The organism is Paenibacillus sp. IHBB 3054 (assembly GCF_051594305.1).
Lineage (GTDB): Bacteria > Bacillota > Bacilli > Paenibacillales > Paenibacillaceae > Paenibacillus_AQ.
The window spans coordinates 24892-41106 of the sequence record NZ_JBOFBG010000042.1; the positions used below are offsets into that span (position 1 = coordinate 24892).

Below are 16215 nucleotides of genomic sequence, written 5' to 3' on the forward strand. Positions count from 1 at the left end.
TTGTAAGCCAGTATTATTTGTTCACATGATTGACGGACAAGCGGAGAATCGTTTCATGCGGCAGAATGACGCGCGGATTCTCAACGGTTTCCTTCTTCATCAGCTTCGTGAGCAGTCTCATAGCTACCGCTCCCAGGTCATACATTGGCTGTGCTACAGTCGTTAATAGAGGGCGAACCATTGAAGCCATGCGGATGTTATCCACACTGATGATCGAGAAATCATCCGGCACCTTAAGGCCTTCATCCTGGATGCTGTGAATGGCGCCAATTGCCATTTCATCTGTTGCGGCAAAGATCGCAGTTGGTTTCTTCTTAAGGCCCAGGAAGTACTTCATGGCTTCGACACCGGATTCGTACCGGTAATTACCGATTCGCACGAGATCCTCCTGATACTCAATACCTGCAGCTTCCAGTGCTTTCTTATAGCCATGGAAACGTGCATAACCGTTTGCAGGATCCTGCAGCGTTCCGCTGATCATTGCAATCTCACGATGACCGTGGCGGATAAGTGTGTTGACAGCGTCAAATGCAGCATTCTCATGATCGATATCAACCGAAGGATAGGTTCCCTTCTCATCACGCGTTGCGCAAAGAACAATCGGTACGGCAGAAGTCTGGAAGGCTTGGATATGTTCTTCCGTCACTGTTCCGCCCATGAAGAGCAGCCCGTCCACTTGTTTCTCAAGCAGGGTGTTGATGACCCGGATTTCCTTCTCTTTGCGCTTGTCTGCGTTACACAGAATAATATTGTAATGATACATATTGGCGATATCTTCAATCCCGCGTGCAATTTCAGCAAAAATCGAGTTTGAGATATCGGGGATGACAACCCCAACAGTTGTCGTTTTCTTGCTGGCGAGTCCTCTCGCCACGGCATTTGGACGATAGCCCAAACGCTCAATCGCTTCAAAAACCTTCTTCCGAGTCTGCGGTTTCACATTGGGGTTATTATTCACAACCCGTGATACCGTAGCCATAGATACGCCTGCTTCTCGAGCTACATCGTAAATGGTTACCGTCAAATTACTCTCTCCATTGCGATAAATTTTATCGTTCGACTAATTAAAATTATGATACGACACTTTGTACAATTGTGCAATGATAACGCTTCATTTTCCTTTCAAAATTCTTTCAAAGGCTGAACACATCATCCTGACGCGAGCTGTATTCACTAATGCTTCAATATAGCTTTCCACTCGCAAAACTGAAATATCAGCAGCCAGGGAAGGGGTGGAAATCAGCAATAGTTCTCATCCGCACTGCCACAATTCAACTAACCTAGTACTATCGTAACAAAAAGCGCGTGAAAAATCCAACATTCGTGAAAAATTTTCATTGATTTTGCAGAAAAAATTTTCATTTGGCGCTTTTTGTACATTGTAACGTCAATTGTGACAGTCTTTGAGCCGTTTCTTCCATCCATTTCAGGTCAGCCAGATCCCCGGCAACGCGATAGACATCAAGCAACAGATCAATACGGCTTTGAATAGCTGAGCGAATGCTCTCTTCCAGCTCAGAGATACCGCCGTGGAAAAAGCCCGAGGAGAAAGTTTCCTTCAGCACATTGGCCCATTCATTTCTGTCAGCAAGAGAAAGATGGAGTTTGGCTGGATGCTCCCCCATCTCACCGATCAGTTCGCCCAGATCCCGTTTGATAAAGGGCAAGGGTTCGTAACGGGCACATACTCCGCAGGTGTAGACCGGAACATGGGTAATCTTTATCTTACCGCTATAAATCAATGTATGCATATGTATAGTCATAACTCCGCCGCAGCCGCATGTCTTCTTTACCAGATTGTCTTTTTTCATCTCCCACACCTCAGGAATAATATTGAAACAACACGAGAGTCCGCCTTTTCAATAGCTATATTCGACCTCTCTCTCCATAATCCCTGCTGATTTGCATATAAAGATTTATTTGGCAATTAACCCAGTGTTTTCAATCCCGTAAGATGACTTCATATTTCAAATTTGATAGAATGTACAGGACAAGAATCACATTCCTGAAAGGAGCTGCTGAACATGAGACTGGCCGGTAAAAAGGTCATCGCACTTGTAGACGATGAATTCGAAGATTTGGAGCTCTGGTATCCCGTATACCGGGTAAGAGAAGAAGGAGCCGAAGTGCATCTGGCAGGCCTAACGAAGGACAAGACTTATGTCGGCAAATACGGGGTTCCCGCCACAGCTGAATATTCCTGGGATGAGCTCAGCGCAGCCGATTACGACGGCATTCTGGTACCGGGAGGCTGGGCGCCCGATAAGATCCGCCGCTACAGCGCCGTACTAAAGCTGGTACAGGATTTCAATGAAGCCAAGAAGCCGATCGGCCAAATCTGCCATGCAGGCTGGGTGCTGATTTCAGCCAAAATCCTGGAAGGCGTAACCGTTACTTCTACGCCCGGCATCCGTGATGACATGGAAAACGCGGGAGCCATCTGGAAGGACGAGCCCGTGGTTACTGACGGGCATATTATTTCCGCCCGCCGGCCGCCGGATCTGCCGCCTTACGGCAAAGCCTTCTGCGATGCTCTAGCCGGAGAATAAGCTGAAAGCAATCTTCTCACAAAGATAAATAAGCCCTGCCTCTCAACTTACCGAGGTGCAGGGCTTGTTACCGCGTTAAGGCAGCTATTTGCGGATGGAGAGGGATACCGTTTCCTTCAGCGGATTCGGGTAGCCGTTCAAAGTGAATGTCAATGGCTGAGGAAGCTTTGCTTTGCCTAAAGCATAATAATACAATGTTGGCGGTAAGGCCGCCTTGTCTGATGACTCCTTGCGCGCCGGAATACTGATATCGGACATAATGGTGGAGTACACCTGGCCTGAGGCATCCTTAAACTCATCGTTTAACAGCAGAATTATTGAATCAGAAAATCTGGTCTTTGGTGACGGTGAATAATATTCCAGAATCATGGTGGAACCTTCTGCAGTACTGTTTACGGAGACTTTCAAATTTTTATCGGGTGCTTTAATAATCTGCTGCTTCTCTGTGTCGATAATCAATTCCGTTGCATCCTTGGCCAGCGCATGAATTCCGTCAATCTGCAGTCTGAGCGGCTGCTTGGAATTGTTATCATTTGCAAATACCAGACTCTTCTTGCCTTCTACAACTAGTGTACGGAATGAACTTAGACTCATAAATTGATCTTCACTGCCTAATAACATTCTGGGATTAAGCAGTGCGAAAATTTGCTTTGAATTCTGCGGATTATACTCCTCTTCCACATAAATACCGGTTGTTGAAATATATACCTCATTGACATCGACCTCTTGTCCTGCAATGGTCAGAGTACGGTCTACACGGATGAGTTCTCCTGTTTTGGCCATTTTATCGTGATCAAGGGTGATCGGTACAGACAGTTGTGCCAAAGGCTTTACTCCACTTGAAGTAGCTGTTTGTGTCTTCTCACCAAGATTCAGTTCGAATGTGATCTGATCAGGCAGTGACCTGAAATCGCCGCCCCACTGCAATACCTCATAACCGAGGGTAATACCTTGCTGCACATCTTTAGGAGACCACCCGTTAGGATAGTTCACGGCTGAATATCCTTCACCCGCAAGCTGCAGACGGTTCACCTGCGACTTACGGCTCGTATTGTTTTGCAGCGAATACAATATGAGGATTCCCTTGCGGTCGGCGGCGATCCCATCCACCGTTAGCACGTACCCATTCTGCTGTGCTGAAGCACCGCTGATGCGCTGTACTAATCCCGCATCGATTGCCGACGATACCGTAATATTGCTGCTTGCCACTTTACGGTATGCCTCAAATGCATTGCTGCTCTGGGCTGATACCAGCGGACTCTGGGCATTTTGCGGCTCTGCCTGCTTACCGATCCAAGGGAAGGCAAACAACATCACAATTGCTAATACCGCCGCTAGACCGATCGAATAGCGCTTGCCTGCTGATATACGGTAACGTCGGGGTCCAGACATCCCGCTGCGTATCGCCGTATTCAATTTGATCTCCGATGTCTCCTCTACCTGCCCAGACAACCCGTCAAAATATTCCTTCAGCATATTCTCCTCGCTACCGGCCATGTACAAGTCCCCCTTTCATTTTGTCACGCAGCTGCTTTAAGCCCTTATTCAGCCAGGTCTTGACCGTCCCCTCCGGCTTGCCGAGTACTTCAGCAATCTCTGTAAGTGTCATATCACGGTAATATTTCAGCACAAGCACCTGACGGTATTTGAATTTCACACTGTCAAGGGCTTGCTCCATGTCCAGCTTGCGGTCACTGGTCATTTCCATCACTCCAGTACTGCCTGCACTTGCAGGCTCTACGGAAACTAACCGTTTTCTCCGCTTCAGTTCATCGTTGCAGCAGTTGATCAGAATTCGTGTCACCCAAGGTGCAAACCGTTCCGGATCTTTGAGGCTTTTACGTTTGCTCCACGCCCGGTACGTAGCTTCCTGCAGCATTTCGAGTGCATCTGACTCACTGCGGAAGTAACTGAAAGCGATCCCGTATAGTATTTTCTTTTGCTCTGATACGAGCCGGATAAAAGCCTGTCCACTCTCATCACCGAACTGGACCCGTTCAACCTCCATTAGATTTTCCATTCTCCGCTTGCTTTGCCTCCCTCATACAGCAGCCTCAAAAAGCGCCTTTTTGTACTTTCATCTATACTGACTCTCCCAAGGGAAAAACGGTTTTACTTTTTTTATAAATGGCGGTTCAAGACCAGTAACGCAAAAAGTCCGGCGCGTTCGCCGGACCCTTCACTTCATCGAATATTATTCTGATTGCCTAAGACTAGGATGTCTTCTCATTCGAATCTCCAGGCGTACTCAGCGATAAGCCGCTCCGTCCTACAAATGCGCTCAGCATCTCTTCCGTCTGCAGACTGGTACGGTGCCGGAAACATGCTTTGGCCATCTCTCTGGCTTCCGACGACAGTGTGTTCAGTGTACGGTGCTTCACCCGCAGCAAGGCCTGCGGCGACATGCTCAGCTCGCTGATTCCCAGCTCCAGCCAGAGCGGCAGAGACCGTTCATCGGCAGCCATTTCACCGCAAATACTCACACCGATGCCTACTTGCCGCGCAGCTTCCACTGTCATCCGAATCATGCGCAATACCGCTGGATGATAAGGGTGATACATATGGGCGATCTGTTCATTCATCCGGTCAACAGCCAGCACATATTGCACCAGATCATTTGTCCCAATGCTGAAAAAGTCCACTTCTTCCGCCAGCAGATCCGCGATCATAACGGCAGCCGGAACCTCAATCATGATGCCTACCGGTACATTGCGGTTATACGGAATGTCTTGCTCGTCCAGCTCTGCCTTGACCTCGTTCAGTACCGCTTTGGCAGCTTGTACTTCTTCTACGGAGGAAATCATCGGGAACATCAACTTCACATTGCCGTAGTGGCTGGCACGCAGGATCGCAGTCAGCTGTGTTTTGAACATATCTTTACGGTCGAGACTGATCCGAATGGCGCGGTAGCCCAGGAATGGGTTCTGCTCGTCAGGAAGCTGGAAATAATCCAGATGCTTGTCTCCCCCGATATCCAAGGTACGGATTACAACGGTGTTGCTGCCAACCTTTTCGGCGACAAGCTTATAGACCTCAAACTGCTCTTCTTCCGTCGGGAAGGAATGACGGTCCATGTACAAAAATTCTGTACGGAACAAACCAACGCCCTCCGCTCCGTACTTCAGCGCCATATCCAGCTCTTTGACCGAGCTGATGTTACCGGCCAGCCGCAGAGATACACCGTCTTTGGTGATGGCCTCCACTGTAGCGAGCAGCTCCAGCTGCTCTCTCTTACGCTGTTGCTTATCACGTCTCGCTGCATAGTCTCTTACCGTAAGCTCGTCCGGATGAAGCTGCAGAATCCCGGTTTCACCATCGAGCACCAGCAGATCTCCAGTCTGGATCGGAGTGGGCAGCTTGTTCTCCAAGCCAGCCACCAGCGGAATCCCAAGCGCCCGGGCCATTATGGAGGAATGGGAAGTTTTGCCGCCCATCATGGTGACAATACCCAGCACATAGACCGGATTCAAATGAACCAACTGAGAGGGAGATAACTCCTTCGCCACCAGTATATAGGGCTGTGTATCAGACGGCAGAGTTACCTCGGGTGCACCCAGCAAATGCTTTAGCAGACGGTTGCCGACATCCTTGATATCAACTGCCCGCTCTTTCATATATTCATCGTCCAGCAGATCAAACATCGCTACAAAATGGTCAATGGCTTCCTTGACCGCCACTTCAGCCGCCTTGTATTGGCGTTCGATAATGCCACGGATTTCACTCATGAACAGGGGATCATCCAGAATTGCCAGATGGGCGTCAAAAATACTCGATTCCTCCGGCCCCACGACTTCCCTGAATTCTCTTTTGATAAACTCAATTTCATCTTTCGAGGTGCGGATTCCTTCGTATAAACGCTCAAATTCCTTGGCCAGATCCACCGGATTTACCTGCGTATCCGGCAGGCTCCATTCCCAGTTCGGCAAGACAAAGGCCTTCCCGATGGCAACACCTGCTGCAGCGCCTATGCCTTGTATCATGCTTCAATCCCTCCAACATTGCTTTCATGTAATACCACGGACATTACGGACGATTGCCCCTTTTTCACAGTTTTAAATGGAGCATAGCTCCAGGATTTCACACGGTCAGGATTGGTAATCACCATCGGTGTAGCAAGCGAAGCCGCATGTTCACGCAAAAAGGTAATATCGAATCTCACCAGCAACTGGCCCGGCTCCACACTGTCCCCTTCCTGCACAAGCGCCTCAAATGGCCCCTTAAGCTGTGAAGTGTCGATACCGATATGCATAAGCACCTCCAGCCCTTCGGGCGTTGAGATGCCCACTGCGTGCATTGTAGGGTACACATGCATCACCTTGCCAAACACGGGTGAGACCAGCTCCCCTTTGTCCGGGAAAAAGGCCACCCCGTCCCCAACCAGCTTCGCGGCGAAAATATGGTCCGGCACTTCCTCAATCGGCATCATTCGGCCCTGCATTGGAGAACTGAACAGCACCTGCGGCAGATCACGAAGCATCAGCTTGTCAATCTCCTCACGGATCAGCTCTGAGTAGGTGCCGAATACCACCTGCACGTTCCCGCCGCCCAGCTTTATAATTCCGGCCGAGCCCAATCCCTTGAGCGCCCCGGTATCAATGAATCGGTCATTATGCACAGTTAATCTTAAACGGGTGATGCAAGCCTGAACTTGTACGATGTTCTCTTTGCCCCCGAGCGCCTCCAGAATAAGCGGAGCCTGATACGGGATATTCCCTGCCCAGTCGCCCAGTTCAGAGCCTTCCTCACGCCCCGGTGTCGGAATCTGGAAACGGCGGATCGCCCAGCGGAACACGTTATAATAGACAATCCCATAACCGATCCCGATCGGGATCAGCAGCCAGGCGCGCTGCGACAGGTGCAGGTTGAGGATAAAGTCAATGACCCCTGCCGAATAAGAGAATCCATGATGGATGCCAAGCGAATAGGTCAGCACCATCGCAAGACCGGACATGACTACGTGCAGCGCGAATAAATATGGCGAAGCGAACAGGAAAGCGAACTCAATTTGCTCCGACACACCGGTCAAAAAGCAGACCATTGCGGCACGCAAAAAAGTTTTGCGGATCTTCGGCTTCAAATCCTCCCGCGCTTCCTGAATAATAGCTAAGGCAATCGCCGGCAATGCGAACATCATGATCGGAAAAAGCCCGGCCATAAAGATGCCCGCAGTAGGATCTCCCGCAAAAAACCGCGGCAAATCCCCCTGGACGACCGCGCTGCCGTCAGGAGTAGCAAAGCTCCCCAGCTGAAACCAGAACACATTATTTAGAATATGATGGAGGCCAAAGGCCGTAAGCACCCTGTAAAGCACCCCGTAGACAAACACGCCATATCCGCCGGTCGCCTGTATATCCCGGAAAAGCACGTCCAGCCCTTGCTGAAGCAGCGGAGAAACGCCGAGCATCACCCAAGCGAATAAGGCCGAGAACAGGCCCATGAACAGCAGAACAAACCGTGAACCTCCGAAGAATTGTATGGCTTCTGGAAGCTTGATATTTTTAAACCGGTTATGCGCCACGCCGGCGACAATCCCGAGTATGATTCCGATTAATGTAGCAGGCTGAATATCCCCGTTCCCCATATGGGTAACAATCCGGTCATAAGTGAACATTCCCGCCAGTGCAGCCAGCCCAGCCGGTCCGGCTTGATTGGACAACCCCCACGCTACGCCGACAGCAAACAAATAAGGCATGAAATAAAATATTCCCTGCCCCGCATATGTAGTCACTTCGGATACCGAAGAAAGTCCCCATGCAGACCACGGTAAGCTGCCCAGACTAAGCAGGATGGCGGCCGCCGGAAGCACCATGGTAGGAAGCATTATGGCTCTGCCCAACTGCTGCAATGATCCGAGCCAATTCAAGGTGACCCTCTCCTTTCATTCTATATTGAATGGTACGCGCTGCGACAGCTTTTGTCAAAAGAATGCGGCAAGAATTAGGATACCACGGTTCCCGTGATTATGGGAAACTTTATTCGTAATTTAGTGTGGTCTGGATGTGGTGTTCGCTGCTGTGAAGGAAACAGAGAAGTAGGCCCTATAAGGCATTATAACGATCATTAGCGAGCATGCGTGGGCATGGGGAATCAATCCAGCTACTCCAGCTACTCCAGCTACTTCAGCTACTTCAGCTACTTCAGCTACTTCAGCTACTTCAGCTACTTCAGCCTCTTAAGTGTATTCTGTACAACTAAAACAGCACTTTCAAACAGTAATATTAGTTTAACTGCACTTTATACATCTACAAATCGCATTTCCTGCTCCAAGGAGCCATTTAGCAACTTTTAGTTGTACCAAGCGCAGCTAAACTTCAAAAAAGGAACTTTTAGCATCATTTAGTTGCATGAAGTACATATATTCTATTTTTATCCTGCTATTCAACCAAACCTCACTTAGTTCCTTAATTCCACCTGTACCTCAATCAGACTGCATGCAAGAGTGCAGTCAAGATTACTTAAATTTGCTTTTCATTTCCCTATCCACTTACCATATTTGATCAGCCTGCATTGCTTTTACTTCGTAGAACCGCACCCTCTGCTTTGAATTTACCGGTTTGAGTAATCCTTTGTCACTGAGGGACTGCAACAGCCTCCGGGCCGTACGATAGTTAATCTGAAAATGGTCGCACACATCCTTGGGGCGGAGCGGTTTAGCGATACGCCAGGCCAGGCGCAGCACTTCTTTCTCTTCGGACAAAATATCTGCGGCTAGCGTCTTTCTGGCTAAATACGGCGCAAGTACCAGCTGCAGGAGCATCCTGCATACTTCAGGACGCTGCTGAACATCGTCGAAGGAAAAGTGGAGCATCCTCCAGCCCATCCCGGTGAGGAAACTATCGCGGTTCAAGGAATAGCTGAACTTCTCGCGGTCCATGTCTTTGACATGACTTTGAAAGCCGTCGCATTCGATCCCGAACCGGCCCCCATTTTGCGGCAGAAAGGCGAAGTCCAGAAACTGCGATTTGCGGTTCCAATCGTAAACTTCATATTCTGGATGCAAATGCTCAAGCGATTCAAACAGCGGCCACCACACATTCTGCAAAAACAGCCGCTCCGCAAAATTGTGACCTCTGACCAGCCTCCCCTTACGCTCCCCACTTCTCTCCGACGTATGCTGCTCGATGAATAAACGATGTGCTGCCTCAAACTCCATCTGATCCCCTCCCGGTAAATAAAAAAAGAACGCCCATCTCCCGCAAAATAATCACGGCTAAATGGACGTTCTTCGTCTAATGCCAGTATAGCAACACAACCTGGCTATTTCTAGATGAAATAGGATCAGAGCAGCAAAACTTGCTGTATACCTTCCTTCCCCACCTAGGCTAAAGGGTTCCGGGGTTCCGGGGTTCCGGGGTTCCGGGGTTCCAGGGTTCCAGAATTACGAGAGTACTGGATCCCTCCCCGAACTCCCCCTGAATACTACTGCCGGATGCGCCCGTGCATCGTGATCGTTTCCTCGACCTTGATGCAGCGGTCCATGATTGCCGTCATGCCATGCTCTGCGGCAATGTCAGCAGCCTCCTTGCTGATAATGCCCTGCTGGAGCCACAGCACATGTGCGCCGATATCAGCTGCCTCCTGCGCCACTTCGGCGCAGTATTCGCTGCGGCGGAACACATTGACAATGTCCACCGGCTCCGGTATTTCAGCCAGCGTATGGTAGCATTTCTCCCCTAGAATCTCACCGTCTACTGTAGGATTAACCGGAATAATCCGGTATCCGCGGCTCTGCATCGCATAAGCCACCATATAGGAGGTACGGTCCGATTTGTCAGAAAGACCTACAACAGCAATATTACCTGCGGAAGCAAGAATATCACCGATTTGCTCCCGGGTCGGGTTCTCAAAGCTCATGTTTGTTACCCCTTTCGCTTTAGTGCCGAATCAGCAGGTGAAACCAAGACTTCCTATTATAAGCCGACTTCACCTGGATCAGCATCCTTTATTGTTATTGTACCCACTCCACATTTGCTCCAAGCGCGCGCAGGTGGTCGAAATATTGCGGATAGGACTTGGCGACATGATGGGCGTCCTTGATCAGCAGCGGCTTGCGGGCACGAAGGCCCACTACCGTCAGCGCCATGATTACCCGGTGATCATAGTGCGCATTGATCGTTACGCCGCCTTCGACACCCTCAGGCATGCCGTGCACGATGATCTCGTCGCGGCGTTCCTCAACCTTGGCTCCGGCACGGGTCAGCTCCGCCAGATAGTCAGTAATCCGGTCGCATTCCTTGTAGCGCAGATTCTCCACGTTGTAGAAACGCGAGGTCCCTTCGGCAAATACCGCCGCCGCCACCATCGCTAGCACGGCATCGGTTGCCGCATCACCATCGAATTCCACAGCCTTCAGAATGCCGTTCCCCTGCACATGTACTGTGCCGTCCTCGTGAGTAAGCGGTACTTCCATCATACGCAGCACATCCACAATTGCCCGTTCCCCTTGCTTGCTCTTCTCGGCAAGCCGGTGAATTTTCACATCCGATTGGGTGACAGCCGCTGCCGCAAGTACAGCCGCAGATCCCGGATAATCCCCCTGCACGGTGTAAGACTTGGCCGCATAAGCCTGGCGCCCCGGCACCTTAAAGGACATATAATCTTCAGCAGCATGAACTACGATTCCTGCCTGCTCCAGCACCTCCAGCGTCTGGCCGACAACAACCTTCGACTTCAGATCATCCAGTACAATGATCTCGCTGTCCTCTTCTAGCAACGGCGTCAGGAAGAGCAGCGCACTAAGATACTGTGAGCTGACTGCACCGGAGACGGTAATCCGGCCGCCAACCGGCTTGCCGCCGCGAATGGTAATCGGAAGTCTTCCATTATTATGCTCCACTTGAACACCAATCTGGCCGAGTGCTGCAATGAGGTCATCATGCGGGCGTTTGCCCAGAGAATCCGGGTACGTGTTCACGAAAGTCACCTCCGGGCTCAGCGCAGCTACAGCCATCAGAAAGCGCAGGACGGCCCCGGCATTCCCTACATTAAGTTCCTTGACGTCACGGGGATGCCGGCCAAAGCCTTGAATGACAATCTTCTCTTCATCCTCCGTAAGAACCGCTCCAAGATCGGCAATACATCTGCGGATCGCATCACTGTCCTCACTATGTGCAGGATAGTAGATCGTGCTGACGCCCTCGGACAGAGCGGCAACGAGCAGGTAGCGTGTAGTGTAATTTTTGGAAGACAAAGCTCCAAATTCTCCTTGCAAAGCTGGCGTCGGCCTAACAATAACGTCCATGATATAAGCGCTCCTTAGTTAATGTAGTTGATATATAGTGCTTCGTTTGACAGGCTATTCTCCACTTGTGTTATCATTAAACCAATCTTCCGATAGAAAAGAGGTCACAACCATGAATGAGATCCCCCAAATTACACCGCAGGAATTGCGGAAGCGTCTGGAGACAGGCGAAGACCTTGTATTGATAGACGTACGTGAAGATGATGAAGTCGCCTTCGGGATGATTCCCGGCGCTCAGCATATCCCAATGGGCGAGATTCCGCAGCGCACGGAAGAGCTCCCGGCAGAGACCGAGATCGTCTTCATTTGCCGCTCAGGTGCCCGCAGCCAGCGTGTCTGCGAATATCTGCAGCAGTTCGGCTTCAAAGGCTCCAACCTCAGCGGCGGAATGATTGAATGGAATGAAAGTGCAGAGGCGTAAGCCGCACACAAGTATACTTAAAAGCTCAACCGCGGTAATGCATTAAAATATGCTGCGACACTTCTGCCGCACTCAGCTCCGAAGTATCGACTGTGCAATGCGCGAAACGGTAAGCCTCCCGGCGCTGCTCCATGATGGTGCGGACCCTTTCCTGCGCGTTGCCAGCGAGCAGCGGCCGGTTCTGATCTCCGCTGACACGGGATAAAATGACTTCTTCCGTGGCCGTAAGCGCCACAACAAGCCCCTTTTCCAACATCATCTCGGCATTCCCTGGAGCCAGTGCTGCACCTCCGCCTGTCGAAATAATTCTGCCCTCTCCTTCAAGCATCCGCTGAAGTACTGCAATTTCAACCTTCCGGAAATACGCTTCACCCCCATCGGCAAAAATATCGGCAATGCTCCGGCCTTCACTCTCTATAATGACATGATCCAAATCAACCAGTTCAAAGCCCAGTTCCTCCGCCAGCATGGCACCCACTGTCGACTTGCCCGTGGCCATCATTCCTACAAGGATAATATTTTTATGCAAGGTATTGAAACTCTGTTGTTGTTCTAACTCCCCAGTCATGACTACCCTCCAACCGCGACATTTGTCATATCATAACACAGGGTGAAAACTTTGCACAATGCGATTCCCGTCCTGTAGATTCCGAAAAAAAAGGCCCGAAAGCCTCCCGGGTGCGGGAAGCCGTTCGGGCCGCTGTTTGCAGCTAAGCCAAATAACCTATTCAGCGAGCCAGTTGTGGTGGAAGACGCCTTCTTTGTCCACACGTTGGAAAGTATGGGCGCCGAAGTAGTCACGCTGTGCTTGCAGCAGATTCGCAGGCAGGCGTTCCGTACGGTAGCTGTCATAGTAGGCCAATGCACTTGCGAATCCCGGAACCGGAACCCCTTGAGTTACAGCAGCGGCAACAACCTTGCGCCATGCGGATTGGTACGAACCCATGATGTCTTTGAAGAACGGATCCAAGAGCAGGTTTTTCAGCTCTGGATTGGTTTCATAGGCATCGGTGATATTCTGGAGGAAACGGGAGCGGATAATGCAGCCACCGCGCCAAATCTTGGCCAGACTGCCGTATTTCAGATCCCAGCCGTATTCGTCGGAAGCTACGCGCAGCTGCGCAAAACCTTGTGCATAGGATACAATTTTGCTCGCGAACAATGCTTTGCGCACATTTTCGATAAATTCTGCTTTGTCCCCTTGGAAAGGCTCTGTTTCCGGTCCGCTCAGCACTTTGCTGGCTTCTACACGCTCATCCTTCATTGCAGACAGGAAGCGGGAGAATACGGATTCGGTGATCATGGACAGCGGCACGCCAAGATCGAGCGAGCTCTGGCTTGTCCATTTGCCTGTTCCCTTTTGGCCGGCGGCATCGAGGATAACATCAACCATCGGTTTGCCGGTTTCTTCATCATATTGTGCGAAAATATCCGTTGTGATTTCGATCAGATAGCTGTCAAGCTCGCCGCTGTTCCACTCTTTGAAGATGCTGTGCAGCTCTTTGGCATCCAGACCAAGCACATCCTTCAAAAGCTGGTAAGCTTCGCAGATCAGCTGCATGTCGCCGTACTCGATGCCGTTGTGCACCATTTTTACATAGTGTCCTGCACCGTCCGGTCCGATATATGTACAGCAAGGCTCTCCGTCCACTTTGGCCGAAATTGCCGTAAGGATAGGTTCAACAAGCTTATATGCACTTTCTTGACCGCCTGGCATAATGGAAGGTCCTTTAAGCGCACCTTCTTCACCGCCGGAAACTCCGGTGCCGATAAAACGGAAACCTTTTTCTTCCAGTTCTTTGCTGCGGCGAACCGTATCAGGGAAATAAGCGTTACCGCCGTCGATAATAATATCGCCTTGATCAAGATGCGGCAGAAGCTGCTCAATTGTGGCATCGGTAGCTTTGCCCGCCTGAACCATGATCAGAATTTTGCGCGGCACTTCAAGTGATTCTACAAACTCTTCAATGGAAAAAGTACCCACCAGATTTTTGCCTTCCGCTTCGGCAATAAGATCATGTGTCTTCTCCGGGGAACGGTTGAATACCGATACGGTAAAGCCTCTGCTCTCGATGTTAAGAGCCAAATTTTTACCCATTACCGCTAAGCCAATAACGCCGATTTGTTGTTTTGCCATCTGGTCCTCCACCCTTTGCATCCTATATTTTTGTGAAATCCATTTCTCGCAGTATAAGAATACCACCCTTTGTCAGATACAGCAAAGTTCCGCCTGCGAAATAGAGAGCAATTTCATTGACAAAGTCCTTAAGTTGCAGGAAATTGCTCACAATGACTATTTTAACGTTTTTACCGCTAGAAGTGAACCCCTGTCCACAAGTTGAAATACAAAGTTAAGGGCACCCCTGCTGAGGGATGCCCTTAACCAAATGAAGCCGATCTTTGTTACCATTCAAGCATATTTAGCTCCCGCTGCAAAAAGCTGAGCTCCGCCATACAGGACTCTGCAAGTGCAGCGTCTTCACTGCGAAGGGCCTGATTCAAGCGGTCCAGCTGTTCATCAACCTCAATCCTCCGCTGGCGGATCCGCTCTTCTCCTTCACCGGAGTAAAAAAGCTTTGTCAGCTCCTGATCCGTGAGCATCGGCCCTTTCTGATACAGGACACGCTGCTGGTATCCGGAAATTTCCACCAGACGGATCACTTCACCAAATAAAATATTCTCAATGATAATCTGGCGGTCGCGGAAACGTTTGACTACGGCATGCCCTCGCATATCGCCAATCAGCTTCTCCATCCATTCGGACAGGCGCGCATCACGGATCATATAATCGCCCACCAGCTTGTAGCCATCCTTAATCCGCTGGAAGCGGAGCTTTACCAGCTTGCGGCCGGTGCGCACCGAAATCAAAAAAACACTTTCATTCTCACTCCAGTAAAGGGAATAGCCATCTTTTATCAAGTCCTTGATAAGATCCTGTATATGCTGTCGGTCAAACCGCAGCTCCAGATTGCAATACTCCACTTCGTCGTTTTTGTTCACGGCACTCCCCCCTAACAGCTTTGCTTCTGCAAAACCAGCTTTATTAGCTTTTTTCCTAGGTAAAATTGACTGCCGGACCTCCACTTGCGATCTTTACTTTGCGTTCGTCTTACTCTTATTTTATACTTCATTTTATGTAGCGGTAACTTGGTTTATTGACTATTTTTACCCGTTTCCTGCTAATCCCAAACGCTTCCCGCTGTTTTTACTGGATTTAGAGGCTTAGAGATGGAAATATGCGGCAGCGGCAGCAATTTCAGCAATGCTTATGTGCATGCTAATCTATCTTTTGAACAAGGAGACGCTATAATGCCATTTCAAGGATTTACACATGATGATTTTGCAGTATTTCAAATTGAGGGGCTGGAGCCGAGAATGGACGCCCTCATCGCCCGGGTGCGGCCTAAATTGAATGAGCTTGGCAACGAACTTGCTCCAGTCCTGTCCGCGCTGTGCGGAGAAGAAATGTTCCCGCATGTAGCCAAGCACGCCCGGCGCACCGTTCATGCCCCGAATGATACATGGGTGGCCTGGGGCCCGAATAAACGCGGGTACAAGGCTCTGCCGCATTTCCAGGTTGGTATGTTCCACAGCCACTTGTTTGTTGTTTTTGCCATTATCTATGAGAGCTCCAACAAGGTGGTCTTTGCGAATGCGCTGGCGAAGCAATCCGCAGATATCCGCGCCGAGCTTCCGGGAAGCTATTTCTGGTCGACCGACCACTTGGATCCTAAGGGTATCCAGGAATCGGACATGGACGACCGGCAGTTCGCCGAGCTTGCCCGCAAGCTGAAGGAAGTCAAGAAAGCCGAGATTACGTGTGGTCTGCGGATCGACAAGGATGATCCGATTCTGTCGGATGAGGATAAGCTCCTTGAGCTTATTCAGCAGACCTTCGAGACGCTGCTGCCGCTGTACCGTATGTCCTTCTAGACATATATAAGTCTATGGCTGCAATAAAGCCGCAGGTTGACGGATGAATTCTTTCCGTCAGCCTGCGGCTT

15 protein-coding genes are annotated in these 16215 nt (G+C 50.1%); 3 read left to right on the plus strand and 12 right to left on the minus strand.

Features of this window, described 5'->3' with window-relative positions:
- Positions 1 to 13 precede the first annotated feature (13 nt).
- Positions 14 to 1024 (minus strand): catabolite control protein A, encoded by a 1011-nt coding sequence (ccpA, locus tag ACQ76X_RS29845; protein ID WP_038590464.1) that lies wholly within the window; start codon positions 1022 to 1024, stop codon positions 14 to 16.
- A gap of 334 nt (positions 1025 to 1358) precedes the next feature.
- On the minus strand, positions 1359 to 1811 hold the full coding sequence (locus tag ACQ76X_RS29850; protein WP_076112052.1) for a hypothetical protein: 453 nt from the start codon (positions 1809 to 1811) through the stop codon (positions 1359 to 1361).
- Between the two features lie 213 nt (positions 1812 to 2024).
- Between ACQ76X_RS29850 and ACQ76X_RS29855 the strand changes: the two genes are divergently transcribed.
- Complete coding sequence (locus tag ACQ76X_RS29855; RefSeq protein ID WP_038590459.1) at positions 2025 to 2549, plus strand: type 1 glutamine amidotransferase domain-containing protein; 525 nt, start codon at positions 2025 to 2027, stop codon at positions 2547 to 2549.
- Between the two features lie 84 nt (positions 2550 to 2633).
- Here the strand turns inward: ACQ76X_RS29855 and ACQ76X_RS29860 are convergent, their stop codons facing one another.
- From ACQ76X_RS29860 to aroA, 7 genes are all read right to left on the minus strand, one after another.
- Positions 2634 to 4046: a hypothetical protein gene (locus ACQ76X_RS29860; RefSeq protein WP_438497401.1), complete on the minus strand. Its 1413-nt coding sequence runs from the start codon at positions 4044 to 4046 to the stop codon at positions 2634 to 2636.
- The gene (locus ACQ76X_RS29865; protein ID WP_438497403.1) at positions 4036 to 4569 is read right to left on the minus strand and encodes a sigma-70 family RNA polymerase sigma factor; all 534 of its coding nucleotides are present in this window, start codon (positions 4567 to 4569) and stop codon (positions 4036 to 4038) included. The genes ACQ76X_RS29860 and ACQ76X_RS29865 overlap by 11 nt, the downstream gene beginning before the upstream one ends.
- Positions 4570 to 4762: 193 nt before the next feature.
- Entirely contained in the window at positions 4763 to 6529 is a 1767-nt protein-coding gene (gene ptsP / locus ACQ76X_RS29870; RefSeq protein ID WP_438497404.1) for a phosphoenolpyruvate--protein phosphotransferase, read from the minus strand.
- Positions 6526 to 8412 (minus strand): glucose PTS transporter subunit IIA, encoded by a 1887-nt coding sequence (locus ACQ76X_RS29875; RefSeq protein WP_438497406.1) that lies wholly within the window; start codon positions 8410 to 8412, stop codon positions 6526 to 6528. Before ACQ76X_RS29875 ends, ptsP begins: the two co-directional genes overlap by 4 nt.
- 621 nt (positions 8413 to 9033) lie before the next feature.
- A complete protein-coding gene (locus tag ACQ76X_RS29880; RefSeq protein ID WP_342439756.1) occupies positions 9034 to 9702 on the minus strand; it encodes a hypothetical protein in 669 nt (222 codons plus the stop codon).
- A gap of 266 nt (positions 9703 to 9968) precedes the next feature.
- Complete coding sequence (locus ACQ76X_RS29885) at positions 9969 to 10403, minus strand: CoA-binding protein (RefSeq protein WP_438497407.1); 435 nt, start codon at positions 10401 to 10403, stop codon at positions 9969 to 9971.
- A 94-nt stretch (positions 10404 to 10497) separates the two neighbouring features.
- The gene (gene aroA, locus ACQ76X_RS29890) at positions 10498 to 11790 is read right to left on the minus strand and encodes a 3-phosphoshikimate 1-carboxyvinyltransferase (protein ID WP_438497408.1); all 1293 of its coding nucleotides are present in this window, start codon (positions 11788 to 11790) and stop codon (positions 10498 to 10500) included.
- A 112-nt stretch (positions 11791 to 11902) separates the two neighbouring features.
- On the opposite strand from aroA, the gene ACQ76X_RS29895 reads away from it, so the two are divergent.
- A complete protein-coding gene (locus ACQ76X_RS29895) occupies positions 11903 to 12211 on the plus strand; it encodes a rhodanese-like domain-containing protein (protein WP_038590436.1) in 309 nt (102 codons plus the stop codon).
- A gap of 25 nt (positions 12212 to 12236) precedes the next feature.
- Here ACQ76X_RS29895 and ACQ76X_RS29900 read toward each other — a convergent pair whose 3' ends face one another.
- The 3 genes from ACQ76X_RS29900 to ACQ76X_RS29910 all read right to left on the minus strand — a co-directional run bounded on the left by ACQ76X_RS29900 (position 12237) and on the right by ACQ76X_RS29910 (position 15211).
- On the minus strand, positions 12237 to 12779 hold the full coding sequence (locus tag ACQ76X_RS29900; protein WP_438497409.1) for a shikimate kinase: 543 nt from the start codon (positions 12777 to 12779) through the stop codon (positions 12237 to 12239).
- A 156-nt stretch (positions 12780 to 12935) separates the two neighbouring features.
- Positions 12936 to 14348, minus strand: a complete 1413-nt coding sequence (gene gndA / locus ACQ76X_RS29905; RefSeq protein WP_038590418.1) for an NADP-dependent phosphogluconate dehydrogenase — start codon at positions 14346 to 14348, stop codon at positions 12936 to 12938.
- A gap of 266 nt (positions 14349 to 14614) precedes the next feature.
- Positions 14615 to 15211 (minus strand): hypothetical protein, encoded by a 597-nt coding sequence (locus ACQ76X_RS29910; RefSeq protein WP_438497411.1) that lies wholly within the window; start codon positions 15209 to 15211, stop codon positions 14615 to 14617.
- Between the two features lie 309 nt (positions 15212 to 15520).
- Here ACQ76X_RS29910 and ACQ76X_RS29915 point away from each other — a divergent pair, with 309 nt between their 5' ends.
- Positions 15521 to 16144 carry a DUF1054 domain-containing protein gene (locus tag ACQ76X_RS29915; protein ID WP_438497412.1) on the plus strand — a complete coding sequence of 208 codons (624 nt, stop codon included), beginning with the start codon at positions 15521 to 15523 and terminating at the stop codon, positions 16142 to 16144.
- Positions 16145 to 16215: the final 71 nt, after the last annotated feature.